Here is a 17,027-nt window from a genome sequence, read left to right as displayed (position 1 = left end):
CACGGTATAGATCCCCAACCCTCCTGCAAGCGTCGCAGAAGGAAGATAGGTGGCCGACTTTTACGCCGCCCGAAGCGGGACTATCCCGCCGCTACCGTGGACTAATTTTGCACCGCCGCTCTCATCTGAGATTAACTCGACGCGAGCTGTGAGGATTAGCGGCCGATTAACTCTGTGCCCGGAACTAAACCAGCTACGATGCGACGCGCAGTCCTATCATCTGTCTAGGAATGGTTCTGATGGCAGAGAGGGTCGTAGGACTGCGCAGTCCCTGCAGATCGGCGATGCTGATCTGCATCTAGACGTGGTGCACGGCGCGGAAAGCACCGAGCTCGGTCTGATTTTCGCTCTCGATAACAAGCAGATCGGAGACCGTTTGCGCCAAGGCGAGCCGGTCTTCCATACGGGCGCGCAAGCCGTTTACATATGCCGAAAGCCCAGCCCAGGCGCCGGCGTTTGCCTTGATAGCCGCCGCCTTTACCCAAAGCTGGGCACCGCGCTCAGCATCAGTACTCACCTCACCACGATGGGCTTCGCACACCGAGACAAGGAACGACGCGATCGAGGAAAGGCCGGTCATTGACGCCCCGTGGGTCGCGGCTTCTCCCCCAGCGATAACGGCCTCAGCCTCCTGCTTCTGGATAGTCCAGCTTTGCACCTCCGCAGTCGGATATTCCTTGAGCATGTCGTCACCTCGGACTTGCCGCCGGCACCTTCTTGCGCCTGTTGCCCATTTGCGGCGTGTCCGCTATCTCCAGCATTTCGTCGAAGATCGCATCGGCACGAGCATCGCGGGCGGGCGCGTATTGCTCGCGAAACGACGTGTAACGCTCGTCTGCCAACCATCTGAACACGGTGACCTGGTCCGGCATCTTCGTATCGCGGCAGATGCTACGCAGACTCGCTCCCTCGGACATGTGCTGGCAGATATTGTCGGCGATATAGGGCACTATGCACAATCTGCATAGTGCTGCGCTCCAATGCACTTACCTGCCGAGAGATGGTGGCGCAGGACACTATGAGTTGCGGCAGGGCGGCCACACAGGGCCACTAGCGACCTGCGCCGGCACGAAGGCTAGCGGGGCTGCGTGCGACCGTACATAGCTTGTAGGATGTATGCCCTGATGGGCGAATGGGCTGGCAGGGCACGTCAAACCGCGAACACAGCCAGTTCGGTTTCAGATCACAACCAGTGCGAAGTGGTTAACGTTTTTCTTGGTTCCTCGTATCAAGCGAGGCGATCAAAAGGAGAGTGGAATGAAAGTCCGAACACTTCTATCCATCGCCGCCTTGCCTCAGCGCTGGCCGTTCCGGGGCTCACCTTGGCCCAAGAAGAGCACCTGATCAGCGGCAAGGCGGTCCCCTGTGGATCAAATTGTAGGCGTTCAAATCAAATGTGAAGAGCTTCGCAAAGCACTGCCGGTTACGCCAGCACCCGCCGCGAGCGCAGCGGCTCCAGCGACCGGCACCGCGGGGTGGACTGAGGACGGCACCAAGATCGACCTGACTAAGCTTGCCGTGGCTCTGTGCGACGAGGGCAAATGGCCGCCGGCCTCAACTTTGATCGCTCGCTTGGCCTCCCAACGCCAAAGCGTGCTCACTTGTGCATAACTTGGTGCAGTGCTATGACGTTATTCAGCAACGTAACCCATTGATATTGCTTAGGTGAATGACGAAAATTCTCCCTCAAGGGGAGAAGGAAGGCAGCATCCAGCCCAATCCCGCGCTGGTGGCAGCCTGTGGCCGGTATTCCGCGCCGATCCAGCCGTCATAGCCGTGGCGTTCGAGGGCCGCGAAAATATTGGGATAGTTGATTTCGCCAGTGCCCGGCTCGTGCCGCCCCGGCACGTCGGCGACCTGCACATGGGCGATGCGGTGCTGCAGGCGCTCGAAATTGCTCAGCAGGTCACCCTGGGTGATCTGCATGTGATAAAAATCATATTGCAGCCAGAGATTGTCGGACCCGACGCGGGCCATGATGGCCTCGGCCTGCGCGGTGCCCGACACGGCATAGCCCGGCATATCGCGCTGGTTGATCGGCCCCAGCAAAACCTTGACGCCGACTTCGTCCAGCCGCTCGGCCGCCAGCGCCAGATTGGCGACCAGCACCGCTTCGCAGCGGGCGCGGTCTTGCCCGGCCGGCACGATGCCCGCGAGGCAATTGACCTGCTGGCAATCCAGCGCCTGCGCATAGGTGATGGCGGTGTCGATGCCCGCAGCGAACTCGGCCTCGCGCCCGGGCAGGCAGGCCAGCCCGCGCTCGCCCGCAGCCCAGTCACCCGCCGGCAGGTTGAACAGGGCCTGCGTCAGGCCATAGCGCTCCAGCAGGGCCGCAAGGACCTCCGGTGGGTGTTCATAGGGCGACACATATTCAACGCCGCGGAAGCCATCTGCTGCCGCGGCGCCAAACCGCTCGAGAAAGCCATGCTCTGGGTAGAGCATGGACAGATTGGCCGAGAATTTCACGCCGCAGAACTGGGCACGAAATTCATCGCCACGCCATTGATGCAGTAGCGCAGGCCGGTCGGCGGCGGGCCATCGGGGAAGACATGGCCGAGATGGCTGCCGCAGGTGGCGCAGTGGACTTCGGTGCGCACCATGCCAAAGCGCTTGTCGGTGGTGGTCTCGGTCGCGCCGGGCAGTGGGTCGTTAAAGCTCGGCCAGCCGGTGCCGCTCTCGAATTTGAGATCGGCCTTGAACAGCGGCGTATCGCAGCCGACGCAGGTGAAGCTGCCGGCGCGATGCTCATGCAGCAGCGCGCAGGAGCCGGGGGCTTCGGTGCCATGATCGCGCATTACCCGATATTGCTCGGGCGTGAGCTTGGCGCGCCATTCGGCGTCCGTCCGGTTCACCTTGAAGGCATGGGTGTCCATCGCTTTACTCCTTTGTCGCCCTGTCATTGTTGCTCAATATAGGATCGATTACCGCCCGCTGCACCCCTGCTGATCGGAATGCCACCATGACCATCGTGACCTCGCTCGAACAGCTCGACGCGCTCTATATCCCTGCTCCCGTGGCCGCCTCCACCGCCAAGATCGCCCACCGCATGACGCCGCAGTATCGTCGGTTGATCGAGGCGAGCCCATTTGCCGCACTCGCCACCGTGGGCCCCGAGGGCATTGATTGCTCGCCACGCGGCGACCAGCCCGGCTTTGTCCGCATTCACGACGACCAGACGCTGATGCTGCCCGACCGGCGCGGCAATAACCGCATTGATTCGCTGCGCAACATCGTCCGCGATCCGCGCTGCGCCTTCCTGTTCCTGCTGCCCGGCAGCGGCACCACCTTCCGCGCCAATGGCAAGGCCCGGATCAGCATCGACCCCGAGCTGCTGGCCAGCTTTGCCGTCGATGGCAAACCGCCCCGGTCAGTGATCGTCATGACCATTGATGAGCTGTATTTCCAATGCGCCCGCGCCATTATCCGCAGCGAATTGTGGAACCCGGCCCGCCATATCGATCCCCAATCCCTGCCCAGCCCCGGCGAGATTCTGGCGGCGATGACGGACAATGCGGTTGGCGGCGCGGCTTATGACACGGCGTGGCCGGAACGGGCCAAGCAGACGATGTGGTGATTCTGTTGGGGTGACAGCGTATGTGGCCCCACCCCACCCTCATTCCCTCCCCATCAAAGGGGAGGGAGGCGCTGGCTGCGAGGCCTGTGTGAGCGAATCGCCTCTGCCTGGCACTCACTCTTCCCCCCTCGGGCTTGACCCGAGGGCCCTGCACTACCAGCGCATCGCAAAGTGAAACGCCCTCGGGTCAGGCCCGAGGGTGACGGTCTGGTGGTGGGGTGACGACGTGGTGGCAGAACACTCAGTCGGCACCATTCGCCTTCGAACCGGTCAAGGCGAGGCGAAAATGCCGGATTACGAGAACCGGAGCGGAGCGTGCATCGGCACGTGGAGCACCGGAAGCGCAGCAATTTGGTATTTGCAGACCGCCTTCACCGGAAGCGAAGGCAAATGGTGGGAGTAACAAGGATTGAACTTGTGACCCTTCGCGTGTGAAGCGAATGCTCTCCCGCTGAGCTATACTCCCGTCGCCCTGGGGCGAAAGTCTTTAGAGAGATGGTGGGCGTAACAAGGATCGAACTTGTGACCCCCTCGATGTCAACGAGGTGCTCTCCCGCTGAGCTATACGCCCATCTCTCCGGGAAGGCAGCGCCGTGAAGCCCTGCCAGTGGCGCGGATAGACCATAAAACCCGGTGGGGGGTCAAGAGGGCAATCGGCGCTTTGTGGATAGTCCGTGTTATGCCGCCAGCAGACGCTCAACTTCGTTGACCAAATCCTTGAGATGGAACGGCTTACTGAGCACCGAAGCATCCTTGGGCGCGTCGCTATCGGGGTTCAGCGCCACGGCGGCAAAGCCGGTGATGAACATCACCTTGAGGTCGGGATCGAGTTCGGTGGCGCGGCGCGCCAGCTCGATACCGTCCATTTCCGGCATCACGATATCGCTGAGCAGCAGCGAAAAGGGCTCTTCGCGCAGGCGCTCATAGGCCGACAGCCCATTATCGAACGAAACGACCTCATAACCCGCGTTTTTGAGGGCGCGCGTCAGGAACTGGCGCATGTCGTTATCGTCTTCTGCGAGCAGAATTCGCTTCATGGGGGTCTCCGGCCGTTCGTCTTGCGAGGCCGGATGGTATCATCCGGCATTCCCGCCTGGCGCATCACTGGGCGCACCATTTTGGCACGCTTGTGAGTCGCATCGTAGCTGCGGATGTTTAAGCGAAGTTTGCGCTTGTGCAACCGCAACCCGATTCTGTGCGCCCAATTTGCCGAAAATCTGGACAAGTCTGGTGCAAAGGGCGACACTTAAACCGCAAATCACGCGGCGCCGACAGTTTGGGCGCTTGTTTGGGGAGGCGACGTGCGGTCCGACTATTGGGATCGGCCGGCATTCGAAACCATCCGGCCCCGCCGGCTGGTCGCCCCGGTCGTGTTTAATTCCGCCCATTCCGGCCGGGTCTATCCTGAACGCTTCCTGGCCATGACCCGGCTCGATCACCTGTCGATTCGCCAGTCCGAAGACGCCTGGGTCGATGAGCTGTTTGCCCGCGCCCCCCATCTTGGCGCCCCGATGCTGCGGGCGCATTTTCCGCGCGCCTATCTCGATGTGAATCGCGAGCCGTGGGAGCTCGACCCCACCATGTTCGTCGAACCGCTGTCGGATCGCTTCAACACCACTTCGCCGCGCGTCGCCGCGGGCCTGGGCACGCTGGCCCGCGTGGTGGCCGAGAACAAACCGATCTATCGCGACCGGCTGACGCTGGATGATGCCCGCATGCGGATCGAGGGGATCTACCACCCCTATCATGCCGCCTTGCAGAAGCTGCTCAGCGAGGCCATTGGCGCCTATGGCGTGGCGCTGCTGATCGATTGCCACTCGATGCCGCGCATCACCCGCGCCAATGACAAGGCAGCCCCCGATATCGTGCTGGGCGACCGCTATGGCACCACCTGCGCGCCGGGGCTGGTCGATCTGGTCGAAACCATTTTTGTCAGCGCCGGCCTCAAGGTGGCGCGCAACCGCCCCTATGCCGGCGGCTTTGCCACCCGGTCTTATGGCCGGCCGCAGCATGGCGTGCATGCGCTGCAGGTCGAAATCAGCCGCCACCTTTATATGAACGAGGTGACGCTGGCCAAGCATGAGGGTTTTGACGCCATGCGCCAGCTCATCGAGCGGCTGATCTTTGCCCTGATCGGGCTGGATCTGGTGTCGCTGGTTGGTGGGCAATCGCTGCCGGAGAAATTGGCGGCGGAGTAAGCTAGCGCGCTGCTGCAATCTCTCAGTCTGCCACCCTCCCCCTTGCGGGGAGGGAAAGCGCGATAGGACTTAGCCCTTCGCTAAGTCCGTGATCGAGCCGGGAGGGGGTGCGGGAGCCCCGATATCGCGGCCAAACCACCCCCACCCTTGATCCCTCCCCGCAAGGGGGAGGGTGTCGACTGCGTGTTCAACGGCCGCTATGAGTGCATCGAACAACCGGATGCAGGGCCCATGACCATCGATCTCGCCAAAGTTGAAACCACCCTGCTGGCCGCCGCCGCCGCTGCCGCGACGCGCACCCTGCCGCTGTTCCGCACGCCGCTGGTCATCGACAATAAATATACCGTGGGCTTTGATCCGGTCACCGAGGCCGATCGGGGCGCCGAGACTGCCATCCGCGCCGTCATCGCCGAAGCCTTCCCCGATCATGCCATCATCGGCGAGGAATGGGGCAATAGCGGCGAGAGCGACTATAGCTGGATCATCGATCCGGTCGACGGCACCCGCGCCTTCATTTCCGGCGCGCCGGTCTGGGGCACGCTGATCGGCTTCGCCCATCAGGGCGTCGCCATCGCCGGCCTCATGAGCCAGCCCTTTATCGGCGAGACCTTCCTCGCCATGCCGGGGAGCGCGCTCTATTCCCGGGGCGAGATCACCACGCCATTGCGCACCAGCGGCCAGACCGAGCTGACGCCATCGCGGGTGTTCACCACCACACCAGCGCTGTTCAACACCCCCGAACTGCTGGCCAAATGGACCGCCATCGAGGCCGCGACGCGGCTGCAGCGCTTCAGCATGGATTGCTATGGCTATGCGCTGCTGGCCGCCGGCCATGCCGATCTCGTCATCGAGCCGGCGCTGAACACCTATGACATCGCCGCTTTGGTCCCCATCATCCGCGAGGCCGGCGGCGCCATTGCCTGCTGGGACGGCAGCGAGCCCACCGGCGGCGGCAATGTGGTGGCGGCGGCAACGCCGGAACTGCTGGAACAGGCGCTGGCGCTGATCAACGCCGGCTAGCTCTTGGTAAAGGCGATCTTGCCGAGGAAGCGCGGGCGTTGCACGGCCCGGTTATTATAGGTGATGCGGTCCAGCCCGAAGCCGGCGACAAAGGCCCGATGCGGAATGAAGACTTCGGTGAGGATCACCGAATCGCCCACCGCCAGCTGCGGAATGAAGGCGTAGTCGATGGCGGCGATGACCAGGTTCTTGTCGCCTGCCGTGTCGGTCCAGTCCGTTTTCAGCGCACCCCGACATTGGAAATGCTGCTCACCCGCAGCCGGGCCGTGCCCTCGAAAGCCACGGTTTTGTTGACGAAGGTCAGCATCTCCTCCAGCAGGCTATGGGAGATGGCGTCGGTCCGGCGCGACAGCATGTCGCCGACGGTGAAGGTCGCCTTCTCGGCCGCCTGGGCGGTGCGGAACAGGTCGAACACCGTCACCGACCCCAGCAGCACCGTCAGCAGCAGGGGCAGCAGCAGCGCGAATTCCACCGCCGACACCCCGCGCTCATCACCCCGCCATCGCCGCCAGAATTGTCCCATCATGGCTCGTTGACGAAGCCCGATTTGGCGATGATGCGGAAGGCGCCGGTTTCGTCCTTGGGCAGCGCCAGCCCCAGGCCCAGCCCCGGCGTCAGCGGCTCGACCATGAAGCAGGCGCGCACGAACACCGTCTGCTCCCGCCCGCCCGGATTGAAGCGCAGCACCGGCTTGAGCTTGCCGCTGCGATCGACGCAGCGCGCCGTGTCGGCCGGATAGCTGGCGGTGGAGATGATCGGGATGAATTCCAGCGCCAGCGTGGCATCGCAATCGACCAGCACCATCGCCTCGGCGCAAATCGCCTGCCGCACCGATTGCTGGGTCGGGTTTTCCAACGCTCCGATGCGCAGCGAGCGCACCGTGGTATCCAGCGCCCGGTCGAGCATGATCGACTGCACCATGGTCCAGCCGGTTTCGATGGTGCCGAAGATCAACGCCAGCAATATCGGCGCCAGCAGCGCGAATTCCAGCGCCGCCGCACCGCGCCGGTCGCGCAGGAAAAATCTGGTCCAGTGGGGGCCCCGCGTCCTCAATTGGTCAGCTTGATTTTCTGGATCGAGGTGGCGATGGTCTGGAAGGCCGAGGCGATATCAAGCCCGGCCACGTCGAAATATTGGCTCGGACTGGAGGCACAGTCGCGCAATTCCTGTTTCATTTTCAATTCGCTGTCCACACTGTCGCGCAGCTGGAAGCCGATGGTAAAGACCACGACGCCCTTGGCCCTGGCCTCGGCGCAGACCCGGCTGAGATAGGTCTTGGTCACCGTGCTGGTCTCCTGCACATTCGACACCGGATCGCGATACAGCACCCAGTTGTCCGGAGCACGGTCCGATTTGCTCGGATCTTTGGCGGTGTATTGCTCGGTAATGGCGCCGTCGGTCATCAGCACCAGCACCTTGAGCGTGTCCGCATCGCCATAGGGCGCTGGACGATTGGCAAATTCAGCCTTGACCAGCCCGTTGGCGATGGCGGTCTGCACCAGGGGCTGCGCTGCTGGATTGAGCAGCATCAGGCCGTAATTCAGGGCAATGGCGCTGCCGGTGCCATCATACATCTGCAGCCCGGCAATGCGGGCCACCAGCGCGTTGACGTCGTTGGACAGATAGGTGATCGCGGTATTTTCGGACGGGCACCAGCTCGCGTTCAGATTGGGGTTCAGCTTGGGCTTGTCCGCCGTGCTGTTCCATCGCGTGAAATTGGGAGCCTGGGTGCGCTTGGTAAAATCGATCAGGCCGGAAGCATAGTTGGCGCTGGTCAGGTTGAAGCAGGATGAATTGGTGTAGAGCCGCTTGCCGCCCAGCGCGGCGAACATGGTCTGCCCGACATTGACCTGCCCGGCATAGGGCACGATGCTCATCGTCGTATAGACGCTGCTTTCGGGGGTCAGCAGGGTGCGCACGAAGGTCGTCGCCGCCGATTTCAGCGTGGTGTATTTGCTGCCATCCATCGAGCCGGACAGATCCAGCGTCAACGACAGCTCGATCTTGCTGCGCCGCTCAACCGCCGTGCCACCGGCATTGACCGAAATCGAATTGATGCCGATCAGCGGCAGGAAGGCGGTGGCCATTTCATAGCTGGCCTGCACCGACACCTCGCGCCGATTGATCGCGTTGACCTGCGTGAATTTCAGCGTCACCGCATCGATGAACGGCAAGGTCTTGAGATAGTCGGCGACGGTGGCTTCCACCGGGCGGGTCTGGGTCAGCGAAGCGGCGGCCAGCACGGCGCGGTCCACCCCATCCTGCAATTGCACGCGATAGGCTTCATGCCGCGCAATATCGGTGGCGCCGCCGGCAATGATCAGAATCGGCAGGAAAGCGGCGGCGACCATGATGGCAACGTTGCCGCTGCCATCACCTAAAAAGCGCCTGAATATCCCCCCGAATGGCACCTATCGGTCCCCGATGCCGTTCTGGCATGAGGGAAGATACCAAAATAGTGGTTTACCGGCGGTTTACACGCTCTGCTCGGTAATAAACGCGTCAAACGCCGCAAACAGCTGGCCACGAATATTGTCGGTCTCGACGAATAACTCATGCCGTGCGCCGGGAATGACTACATGCCGGCCGGTGCGCATGCGCAGGCCAAGCTGTTCGGTGGCCGGGGTCGACACCACTTCGTCGCGCGCCCCCGCCAGGATCAGCAGCGGCACCCGGATGCGGGCCGGGAAATTATCCTCCCCCGCTTCGGCCATCGCGCCAAAGGCCGACGCGGCCCAGCGAATGGTCGGCGCGGTTATTTCCAGCCCCGGCCGCGCCCTTATCACATCGACCGAGCGCATATAGCGGATCAGATCGCCGGTCAGCGGATTATTGGGAAAATTGGCATCCGAGACCGGCTGGTCGGCCTTGCGGCTGATCGGCAACTGCCCGAGCCCGAGAAAGCTCAGCGTCGCGGTGACCCGCGCCATGCCCTTCATGCTCAGCGGCTGGCGGTCCAGCGCCACCATCGGCGACGACAGGAAGATGCGGTCGAACATCATTCGGTCATTGATGCCGGCAAACAGCGAGGCCAGCCCGCCCATCGAATGGCCCACCAGATAAAACGGCGGCGGGCAGTCGGGCAGCAGGATGTCGCGGTGAAAGCTCGCCAGATCGGTGCCGTAATCCTCGAAACGGTCGACATAGCCCAGCCGGGGATTGCCGATCAGCCGGTCCGAGCCGCCCTGCCCGCGCCAATCGAAGGTGGCGACGGAAAAGCCGCGCCGGCGGAAATCCTCGATGGTCTCGAAATATTTCTCGATGAATTCGGTACGCCCCTGCACGAGGCAGATGGTGCCGCGATGCGCGCCCGCCGATTTGGGCCACAGCGCGTAGCGCAGCCGCACCTTGTCGCTGGTGGTGAAATAGCCCACCCGCGCGCCTTCGGGGATCGGGTTGGAGGCGATATTGACCAGGCTCGGTCCATCGGGGTCGACAACGGCGCTCATGAACATTCCCGCAAAGCTGAGCCCTGATCTTAGAGCAAACACCGGCACAAAAGAAAACCAGCATCCCGGGGGATGCTGGTTTCCTGGTGCGGGCCCATGCGGGGGGCGTTGCTGGGACCGCGTTGGGGCAGTGCCGAGGCTTGCCGCAGCACATGCCCGATTTCTAGCCGCCCGCGCCTGAACTCGATCAGACCGCGCCATTCATTTTCGGTTCATCTCGCGCCCTCTTGAACCCGCCAAATCGGCTCCCATATTTCAATCGTTCGCCGGCTTACCGGGAACCCCGACCTCGAAATCAACCGCTCGCCTCGTTTTTGGGAGCGCTGTCCGAGACCACCGGGACCTCCACGTTGCTCACAGGAGAATGTGACATGCAGACCATCGATTTTTCCCCCTTCTACCGCTCCACCGTCGGCTTCGACCGGGTGTTCAACCGTCTCGACAATCTGGTCGGGCAGGAGGCCAAGACCTACCCGCCCTACAATATCGAGCGCACCGGCGATGACGCCTACCGCATCTCGATTGCCGTTGCCGGCTTTGCCAATGGCGACATTGCCATCGAGACCAAGGAAAACAGCCTGGTGGTCAAGGGCGCCAAGGCTGGCGACACGCCTGACAAGACCCGTGAATTCCTCCATCGCGGCATTGCCGAACGCGCCTTCGAGCTGCGTTTCCAGCTGGCCGACTATGTCGAGATCCACGGTGCTTCGCTCGAGAACGGCCTCTTGCATCTGCAGCTGAAGCGCGAATTGCCCGAAAGCAAGAAGCCGCGCAGCATCCAGATCACCGGCGGCGCCGCTTCCTCCATCGAGGACAAGTCGGTCAACTAACCGACGCGCCCTCGCGGTGACGATACGGGCGCAGTTCGCAAGGACTGCGCCTTTTCTTTGCGACCGGGTTGGTGCGAGATCGCGCCCCACCCACCATGTCACCCCGGCCTTGAGCCGGGGCCCATCCCCCGATCAAGCCATTGCAGCCATCTCAGGATGGGTCCCGGCTCAAGGCCGGGATGACACCGAGTTTTTGGGGACTCTTGCGGCCAACAACCGCTCGCCCCAGCACCAAATTCCCCCTGCCCCGGAACCACCGCCCAGTTTGGCGGTTGTTCGGGCAGACCCTCCAGCGTCAAAGGATTTTTCCATGAAACTCCCCGCCATCGCCCTCAAGGCCAATGCCAAGTCGGCCGTCATCGAGATTCTAAATGCCCGGCTGGCCGATGCCATCGATCTGGCCCTGATCACCAAGCAGGCGCATTGGAACCTCAAGGGACCCAATTTCATCGCCGTGCATGAAATGCTGGACCCGATGCGGGCCGCCATTGACGAGCATGTCGATATCATCGCCGAACGCGTCGCCCAGCTTGACGGCATTGCCCTGGGCACCAGCCAGATCGTCGCCAAAGCCAGCACGCTCGCCGCCTATCCCACCGACATTCGCAAGGTCACCGATCACCTCGCTGCGCTGGCCGAACGCTATGCCGCGCTGGCCAATCAGGTGCGCGAAGACATCGACGCCACCGATGAAGCCGGCGATGCCGACGCCGCCGATATCCTCACCGCCTTCTCGCGCGAACTCGACAAATCCCTCTGGTTCATCAAGTCCCATCTCGAATAGGACTTTGGATTTGCGCGGCGAAATTGCCTGATTTCGCAGCAGAATGCATAAGATTTAGGCGGATTTTGCCAAGAGTCCTATGATCTCCTATCGCGAAATCCGCCTTCTCCTATTTTTTCTTGATCATGCTTTTGAATCGTGCAAATGTCATCGAGTTAGGGCAGCAAGCCTGTCCTATCTGATGCGTCGCCCCGGTCTCCCCGGTTAGCGCGCACGCCGGTCCGGCTGGCCCGCTACGTGATAGCGGAAACGGATAGGCGGGGCTAATCTAAGCCCGAATTGAGCGGCCATTTGGATGCAGCGCCGCTCCCCCACGGATACACATCGCCTTATAGGCCGGGCCGTACCCCGTACGATCCGAACCGCGATGTGCCCGCAAAATTCGGGCCGGCTTCTGCCGGTGTGGTCAAACCGGCGGTAATGCCGCCATAATACAGTTGAGGAAAATCAGATGGTCATCAGCCAGGTAGGGTCGTGCCAAGTTCCAACACGGTCATCCGCCGCCGGTCCGCTTAGTGGACGACCGGCGGCGCAAGGATTGTATGACCCGAAAAACGAACACGATGCCTGCGGCATCGGCATGATTGCCAATATCAAGAACCAGCCCAGCCACGAAGTGGTCGAAAAGGGCCTGGAAATTCTGGAAAACCTGGAACACCGGGGCGCTGTGGGCGCCGACCCGCTGATGGGCGACGGTGCCGGCATTTTGGTCCAGACCCCCGACGCCTTCTTCCGCAAGGTGCTCCCCTTCCCCCTGCCCGAAAAGCACCACTACGCTGTGGCCATGCTGTTCTATCCGAACATTGCCGGCCTGCGCGACAAGTGTGCCGCTGCCGTGCAAGCCTGCCTCGAAAGCGAAGGCCTGACGCTGCTTGGCACCCGCGTCGTCCCCACCGACAACAGCCAGCTCAGCCCCGGCGTCATCGCCACCCAGCCGATCATCGAGCAGATGGTGATTGCGCGGCCTGATGCGCTGACGCTGGATGAGTTCGAGCGCAAGCTGCTGATCGCCCGCAAGGTGATCTCCAACACCGTCTATGCCCAGGTGCCCGAGAGCAACAGCGATAACGGCTTTTACGTCGTCTCGATGTCGGCCCGCACCATTGTCTATAAGGGCATGTTCCTCGCCTATCAGCTGGGGCCGTTTTATCCCGATCTGGCGGACGCGCAATTTGAGAGCGCGCTGGCGCTGGTGCATCAGCGGTTTTCTACCAACACCTTCCCGTCGTGGAAGCTGGCCCACCCCTATCGCATGACCACCCATAATGGTGAGATCAACACCATTCGGGGCAATGTGAACTGGATGGCGGCCCGCCAGGCCTCGGTGCATTCCAAGTATTTCGGCGAGGATATCGGCAAGCTCTGGCCGATTTCCTATGAGGGCCAGTCCGACACCGCCTGCTTTGACAACGCGCTCGAATTTCTGGTGCGCGGCGGCTATCCGCTGCCGCATGCGGCGATGATGCTGATCCCCGAAGCCTGGGCTGGCAATCCGCTGATGAACGAGAAGCGCCGGGCGTTTTATCAGTATCACGCCTCGCTGATGGAGCCGTGGGACGGCCCCGCCGCCATGTCGCTGTCCGATGGCCGCTATGTGGTGGCGACGCTCGACCGCAATGGCTTGCGTCCGGCCCGCTATCTGGTGACCAAGGAAGGCCATGTGGTCCTGGCCTCGGAATCCGGCGTCCTGGCGATTCCCGATGAGGATATTGTCGAGCGCTGGCGCCTGCAGCCGGGCCGCATGCTGCTGATCGACCTTGAACAGGGTCGCATCATCTCCGACGACGAGATCAAGTCGACGCTGGCCACCGCCAATCCCTATGCCGATTGGCTGGCCCGCACCCAGATCGTGCTGGAAGACCTGCCGCCGGTTGCCCCCAAGGCGCCCCAGCCGACCGAAGCGCTGCTCGATCGGTTGCAGGCCTTTGCCTATACCCAGGAAGACATCAAGCTGCTGATGGCGCCGATGGCCACCACCGGCCAGGAAGCCGTCGGCTCGATGGGCACCGATACGCCCATCTCGGTGCTCTCCAGCAAGGCCAAGCTCCTCTACACCTATTTCAAGCAGAACTTCGCCCAGGTCACCAATCCGCCCATCGATCCGATCCGCGAGGAATCGGTGATGAGCCTGGTGTCGTTTATCGGGCCCCGGCCAAACCTGTTCGATCTGGAGGGCCTGTCCAAGGTCAAGCGGCTCGAAGTGCGCCAGCCGATCCTGACCAATGACGATCTGGAGAAGATCCGCGCCATTGGCGATATCGACACCAACCAGTTCAAGACCAAGACGCTGGACATCACCTATCCCAAGGATAGGGGGGCGGCGGGCATGGAAGCGGCCATCGACAGCCTCTGCCAGCAGGCCGAGGATGCGGTGCGTGGCGAATATACCATCATCATCCTCTCCGACCGGATGATCGCTGCCGACCGGCTGGATATCCCGACGCTGCTGGCGCTCGCCGCCGTGCATCATCATTTGATCCGCAAGGGCCTGCGCACCTCGACCGGCCTTGTGGTCGAAACCGGCGAAGCTCGCGAAATCCACCACTTCGCCATGCTGGCCGGCTATGGCGCCGAAGCCATCAACCCCTATCTGGCCTTCGAGGCGCTGCAATCGCTGCATGCCGAGGGCAACTACCCCGAGGAAGTCTCGGCGGACGAAGTGGTCTATCGCTACATCAAGTCGGTGGGTAAGGGCCTGCTCAAGGTGATGTCCAAGATGGGCATTTCCACCTACCAGTCCTATTGCGGCGCGCAGATTTTCGACGCCATCGGGCTCAGCACCAGCTTCGTCAACAAGTACTTCTTCGGCACCGCCACCTCCATCGAGGGCGTCGGGCTCAAGGAGGTCGCCGAGGAAACCGTGCGGCGCCACACGCTGGCTTTCGGCGATGACGCGGTGTTGCGTCGGGCGCTCGATGTCGGCGGCGAATATGCCTATCGCATGCGCGGCGAGGTCCATGCCTGGTCGCCCGACGTGGTCGCCGATCTCCAGCATGCCGTGCGCACCAAGGACGAAAACCCGGACACGGCGCAGGAGCGCTATGATAGCTATGCCGCGCGGGTGAATTCAGGCGAAAACGGCTTTGTCGCCATCCGCAATCTGCTCGATGTGCGCCCGCTCGGCGCCGCCATCCCGCTCGATGATGTCGAGCCGGCGGTGGATATCGTCAAGCGCTTCGCCACCGGCGCCATGAGCTTCGGCTCGATTTCGCGCGAGGCCCATACCACGCTGGCGCAGGCGATGAACCGCATTGGCGGCAAGTCCAATACCGGCGAAGGCGGCGAAGAGCCCGATCGCTACAAGCCCCTGCCCGATGGGTCGCAGAACCCGATGCGCTCGGCGATCAAGCAGATTGCCTCGGGCCGCTTTGGCGTCACCACCGAATATCTGGTCAATGCCGATGCGTTGCAGATCAAGGTCGCGCAGGGCGCCAAGCCCGGCGAGGGCGGACAATTGCCCGGCCACAAGGTCGACTGGATCGTCGCCAAGACCCGCCATTCCACCCCCGGGGTGGGCCTGATCAGCCCGCCGCCGCATCACGACATCTATTCCATCGAAGATCTGGCGCAGCTGATCTACGACCTCAAAAACGTTAACGAGCAGGCCGCGATCTCGGTCAAGCTGGTCAGCGAAGTCGGTGTCGGCACCGTGGCGGCCGGCGTTGCCAAGGCGCGCGCCGACCATATCACCGTCTCCGGCTATGATGGCGGCACCGGCGCTTCGCCGCTGACCTCGCTCAAGCATGCCGGCGGCCCGTGGGAAATCGGGCTGGCCGAAACCCACCAGACGCTGGTGCTCAACCGGCTGCGCAGCCGCGTCGTGTTGCAGGTCGATGGCGGGCTCAAGACCGGGCGCGATGTGCTGATCGGCGCGCTGCTCGGGGCCGATGAATTCGGCTTTGCCACCGCACCGCTGATCGCCGCCGGTTGCATCATGATGCGCAAGTGCCATCTCAACACCTGCCCGGTTGGCGTCGCCACCCAGGACCCGGTGCTGCGCAAGCGCTTCAAGGGCACGCCCGAGCACGTCATCAACTACTTCTTCTTCATCGCCGAAGAGCTGCGCGGACTGATGGCCGCCATGGGCGCCCGCACTTTGCGCGAGCTGATCGGCCGCTCCGACCTGCTCGACCAGAAGTCGCTGCACGACCACTGGAAGGCCGAAGGCGTCGACTTTACCAAGCTGATCTACAAGCCCGAACCGCTGGGCGGCGATACGCTGTGCCATTCCGAGGCGCAGAACCATCACCTCGAAGCGGTGCTGGATCGCCAGCTCATTGAACTGGCCCAGCCGGCGCTTGAGCACGGCACTCCGGTCCAGCTCGACCTGCCAATCCGCAGCCGCGACCGCTCGGCCGGCGCCATGCTGTCGGGGGCCGTGGCCCGCAAATATGGTCACGAGGGCCTGCCCGACGACACGATCGCCATCAAGCTGACCGGCACCGCCGGCCAGGCCTTTGGCGCGTTTCTGGCCAAGGGCATCGCCATTGATCTGGTGGGCGACGCCAATGACTATGTCGGCAAGGGGTTATCGGGCGGACGCATCGTTATTCGCCCCTCCGAGCAGGCCGGGTTCGATCCGTCCAAGTCGATCATTGTCGGCAATACCGTGCTCTACGGCGCCATTGCCGGGGAATGCTACTTCCGCGGCGTCGCCGGCGAACGCTTCGCCGTGCGCAATTCCGGGGCCGTCGCCGTGGTCGAAGGCACCGGCGATCATGGCTGCGAATATATGACCGGCGGCGTTGTCGTCGTCATCGGCCCCACCGGCCGCAACTTCGCCGCCGGCATGAGTGGTGGCGTCGCCTATGTGCTCGACGAAGACGAGAGTTTCCGCGAGCGCTGCAACCTCGCCATGGTCGAGCTTGAGCCGGTGCCCGAGGAAGAAAACCTGATGCAGCAACTGCACCATCATGGTGGCGATCTGGAGTGGCATGGCCGGGTCGATATCTCCGGCGACATGACCCGCCACGATGATGAGCGGCTGCACCAGCTCATCTCCAATCACCTGCACTATACCGGCTCGACCCGCGCCCGGATGATCCTCGACAACTGGGTCGAGATGCGGCCGAAATTCGTCAAGGTGATGCCCGTCGAATACCGCCGCGCCATCCGCGAGATGGAACAGCGTCGGGCCGGTCAGCACATGGCCGCAGAGTAAGGGAGAGCAAA

16 protein-coding genes and 2 tRNA genes are annotated in these 17,027 nt (G+C 62.7%); 6 read left to right on the top strand and 12 right to left on the bottom strand.

Annotated elements, in window-relative coordinates:
• Positions 1–298 precede the first annotated feature (298 nt).
• The 4 genes from ACX3OZ_RS17095 to msrB all read right to left on the bottom strand — a co-directional run bounded on the left by ACX3OZ_RS17095 (position 299) and on the right by msrB (position 2,873).
• Positions 299–685: a hypothetical protein gene (locus ACX3OZ_RS17095; protein ID WP_459105016.1), complete on the bottom strand. Its 387-nt coding sequence runs from the start codon at positions 683–685 to the stop codon at positions 299–301.
• A 4-nt stretch (positions 686–689) separates the two neighbouring features.
• Positions 690–950 carry a terminase small subunit-like protein gene (locus tag ACX3OZ_RS17090; RefSeq protein WP_459105015.1) on the bottom strand — a complete coding sequence of 87 codons (261 nt, stop codon included), beginning with the start codon at positions 948–950 and terminating at the stop codon, positions 690–692.
• Between the two features lie 736 nt (positions 951–1,686).
• Positions 1,687–2,466 (bottom strand): hydroxypyruvate isomerase, encoded by a 780-nt coding sequence (gene hyi / locus ACX3OZ_RS17085; RefSeq protein ID WP_459105014.1) that lies wholly within the window; start codon positions 2,464–2,466, stop codon positions 1,687–1,689.
• Positions 2,463–2,873, bottom strand: coding sequence for a peptide-methionine (R)-S-oxide reductase MsrB (msrB, locus tag ACX3OZ_RS17080; protein ID WP_459105013.1), 411 nt, complete (start codon positions 2,871–2,873; stop codon positions 2,463–2,465). Before msrB ends, hyi begins: the two co-directional genes overlap by 4 nt.
• Before the next feature lie 86 nt (positions 2,874–2,959).
• Between msrB and ACX3OZ_RS17075 the strand changes: the two genes are divergently transcribed.
• Positions 2,960–3,574, top strand: coding sequence for a pyridoxamine 5'-phosphate oxidase family protein (locus ACX3OZ_RS17075; RefSeq protein WP_459095531.1), 615 nt, complete (start codon positions 2,960–2,962; stop codon positions 3,572–3,574).
• Between the two features lie 391 nt (positions 3,575–3,965).
• On the opposite strand, the gene ACX3OZ_RS17070 is transcribed toward ACX3OZ_RS17075, so the two are convergent.
• The 3 genes from ACX3OZ_RS17070 to cpdR form a co-directional block, all read right to left on the bottom strand.
• A tRNA-Val gene (locus ACX3OZ_RS17070) sits at positions 3,966–4,040 on the bottom strand.
• 30 nt (positions 4,041–4,070) lie between these two features.
• Positions 4,071–4,145, bottom strand: a tRNA-Val gene (locus ACX3OZ_RS17065).
• A gap of 106 nt (positions 4,146–4,251) precedes the next feature.
• A complete protein-coding gene (gene cpdR, locus ACX3OZ_RS17060; protein ID WP_046105558.1) occupies positions 4,252–4,611 on the bottom strand; it encodes a cell cycle two-component system response regulator CpdR in 360 nt (119 codons plus the stop codon).
• A gap of 264 nt (positions 4,612–4,875) precedes the next feature.
• Here cpdR and ACX3OZ_RS17055 point away from each other — a divergent pair, with 264 nt between their 5' ends.
• Together ACX3OZ_RS17055 and hisN are read left to right on the top strand one after the other, a co-directional pair.
• Entirely contained in the window at positions 4,876–5,772 is an 897-nt protein-coding gene (locus ACX3OZ_RS17055) for an N-formylglutamate amidohydrolase (protein ID WP_459095530.1), read from the top strand.
• Positions 5,773–6,003: 231 nt separating this feature from the next.
• The gene (gene hisN, locus ACX3OZ_RS17050; RefSeq protein ID WP_459095529.1) at positions 6,004–6,792 is read left to right on the top strand and encodes a histidinol-phosphatase; all 789 of its coding nucleotides are present in this window, start codon (positions 6,004–6,006) and stop codon (positions 6,790–6,792) included.
• On the opposite strand, the gene ACX3OZ_RS17045 is transcribed toward hisN, so the two are convergent.
• The 5 genes from ACX3OZ_RS17045 to ACX3OZ_RS17025 all read right to left on the bottom strand — a co-directional run bounded on the left by ACX3OZ_RS17045 (position 6,789) and on the right by ACX3OZ_RS17025 (position 10,241).
• A complete protein-coding gene (locus ACX3OZ_RS17045; RefSeq protein WP_459105012.1) occupies positions 6,789–6,932 on the bottom strand; it encodes a hypothetical protein in 144 nt (47 codons plus the stop codon). The genes hisN and ACX3OZ_RS17045 overlap by 4 nt on opposite strands.
• 80 nt (positions 6,933–7,012) lie before the next feature.
• Entirely contained in the window at positions 7,013–7,315 is a 303-nt protein-coding gene (locus ACX3OZ_RS17040) for a TadE/TadG family type IV pilus assembly protein (protein WP_459105011.1), read from the bottom strand.
• Entirely contained in the window at positions 7,315–7,845 is a 531-nt protein-coding gene (locus tag ACX3OZ_RS17035) for a TadE/TadG family type IV pilus assembly protein (RefSeq protein ID WP_459095527.1), read from the bottom strand. Before ACX3OZ_RS17035 ends, ACX3OZ_RS17040 begins: the two co-directional genes overlap by 1 nt.
• Positions 7,842–9,203 carry a TadE/TadG family type IV pilus assembly protein gene (locus ACX3OZ_RS17030; protein ID WP_459095526.1) on the bottom strand — a complete coding sequence of 454 codons (1,362 nt, stop codon included), beginning with the start codon at positions 9,201–9,203 and terminating at the stop codon, positions 7,842–7,844. Before ACX3OZ_RS17030 ends, ACX3OZ_RS17035 begins: the two co-directional genes overlap by 4 nt.
• Positions 9,204–9,266: 63 nt before the next feature.
• Positions 9,267–10,241 (bottom strand): alpha/beta fold hydrolase, encoded by a 975-nt coding sequence (locus tag ACX3OZ_RS17025; protein WP_459095525.1) that lies wholly within the window; start codon positions 10,239–10,241, stop codon positions 9,267–9,269.
• Between the two features lie 371 nt (positions 10,242–10,612).
• Here ACX3OZ_RS17025 and ACX3OZ_RS17020 point away from each other — a divergent pair, with 371 nt between their 5' ends.
• The 3 genes from ACX3OZ_RS17020 to gltB all read left to right on the top strand — a co-directional run bounded on the left by ACX3OZ_RS17020 (position 10,613) and on the right by gltB (position 17,016).
• Positions 10,613–11,071 (top strand): Hsp20 family protein, encoded by a 459-nt coding sequence (locus ACX3OZ_RS17020; RefSeq protein WP_459095524.1) that lies wholly within the window; start codon positions 10,613–10,615, stop codon positions 11,069–11,071.
• A gap of 310 nt (positions 11,072–11,381) precedes the next feature.
• Positions 11,382–11,855, top strand: coding sequence for a DNA starvation/stationary phase protection protein Dps (dps, locus tag ACX3OZ_RS17015; protein ID WP_459105010.1), 474 nt, complete (start codon positions 11,382–11,384; stop codon positions 11,853–11,855).
• Positions 11,856–12,306: 451 nt separating this feature from the next.
• A complete protein-coding gene (gltB, locus tag ACX3OZ_RS17010; RefSeq protein WP_459105009.1) occupies positions 12,307–17,016 on the top strand; it encodes a glutamate synthase large subunit in 4,710 nt (1,569 codons plus the stop codon).
• Positions 17,017–17,027 lie beyond the last annotated feature (11 nt).

The sequence above is a fragment of the Devosia sp. A369 genome, from assembly GCF_054489345.1.
This window is presented reverse-complemented; position numbering and strand designations above follow the sequence as displayed.

Coding starts and splice junctions, on each gene's coding strand:
- ACX3OZ_RS17020 (WP_459095524.1), top strand. CDS start 10,613: ATGCAGACCATCGATTTTTCCCCCTTCTACCGCTCCACCGTCGGCTTC.
- gltB (WP_459105009.1), top strand. CDS start 12,307: ATGGTCATCAGCCAGGTAGGGTCGTGCCAAGTTCCAACACGGTCATCC.
- ACX3OZ_RS17075 (WP_459095531.1), top strand. CDS start 2,960: ATGACCATCGTGACCTCGCTCGAACAGCTCGACGCGCTCTATATCCCT.
- cpdR (WP_046105558.1), bottom strand. CDS start 4,611: ATGAAGCGAATTCTGCTCGCAGAAGACGATAACGACATGCGCCAGTTC.
- ACX3OZ_RS17040 (WP_459105011.1), bottom strand. CDS start 7,315: ATGGGACAATTCTGGCGGCGATGGCGGGGTGATGAGCGCGGGGTGTCG.
- ACX3OZ_RS17025 (WP_459095525.1), bottom strand. CDS start 10,241: ATGAGCGCCGTTGTCGACCCCGATGGACCGAGCCTGGTCAATATCGCC.
- dps (WP_459105010.1), top strand. CDS start 11,382: ATGAAACTCCCCGCCATCGCCCTCAAGGCCAATGCCAAGTCGGCCGTC.
- msrB (WP_459105013.1), bottom strand. CDS start 2,873: ATGGACACCCATGCCTTCAAGGTGAACCGGACGGACGCCGAATGGCGC.
- hisN (WP_459095529.1), top strand. CDS start 6,004: ATGACCATCGATCTCGCCAAAGTTGAAACCACCCTGCTGGCCGCCGCC.
- ACX3OZ_RS17095 (WP_459105016.1), bottom strand. CDS start 685: ATGCTCAAGGAATATCCGACTGCGGAGGTGCAAAGCTGGACTATCCAG.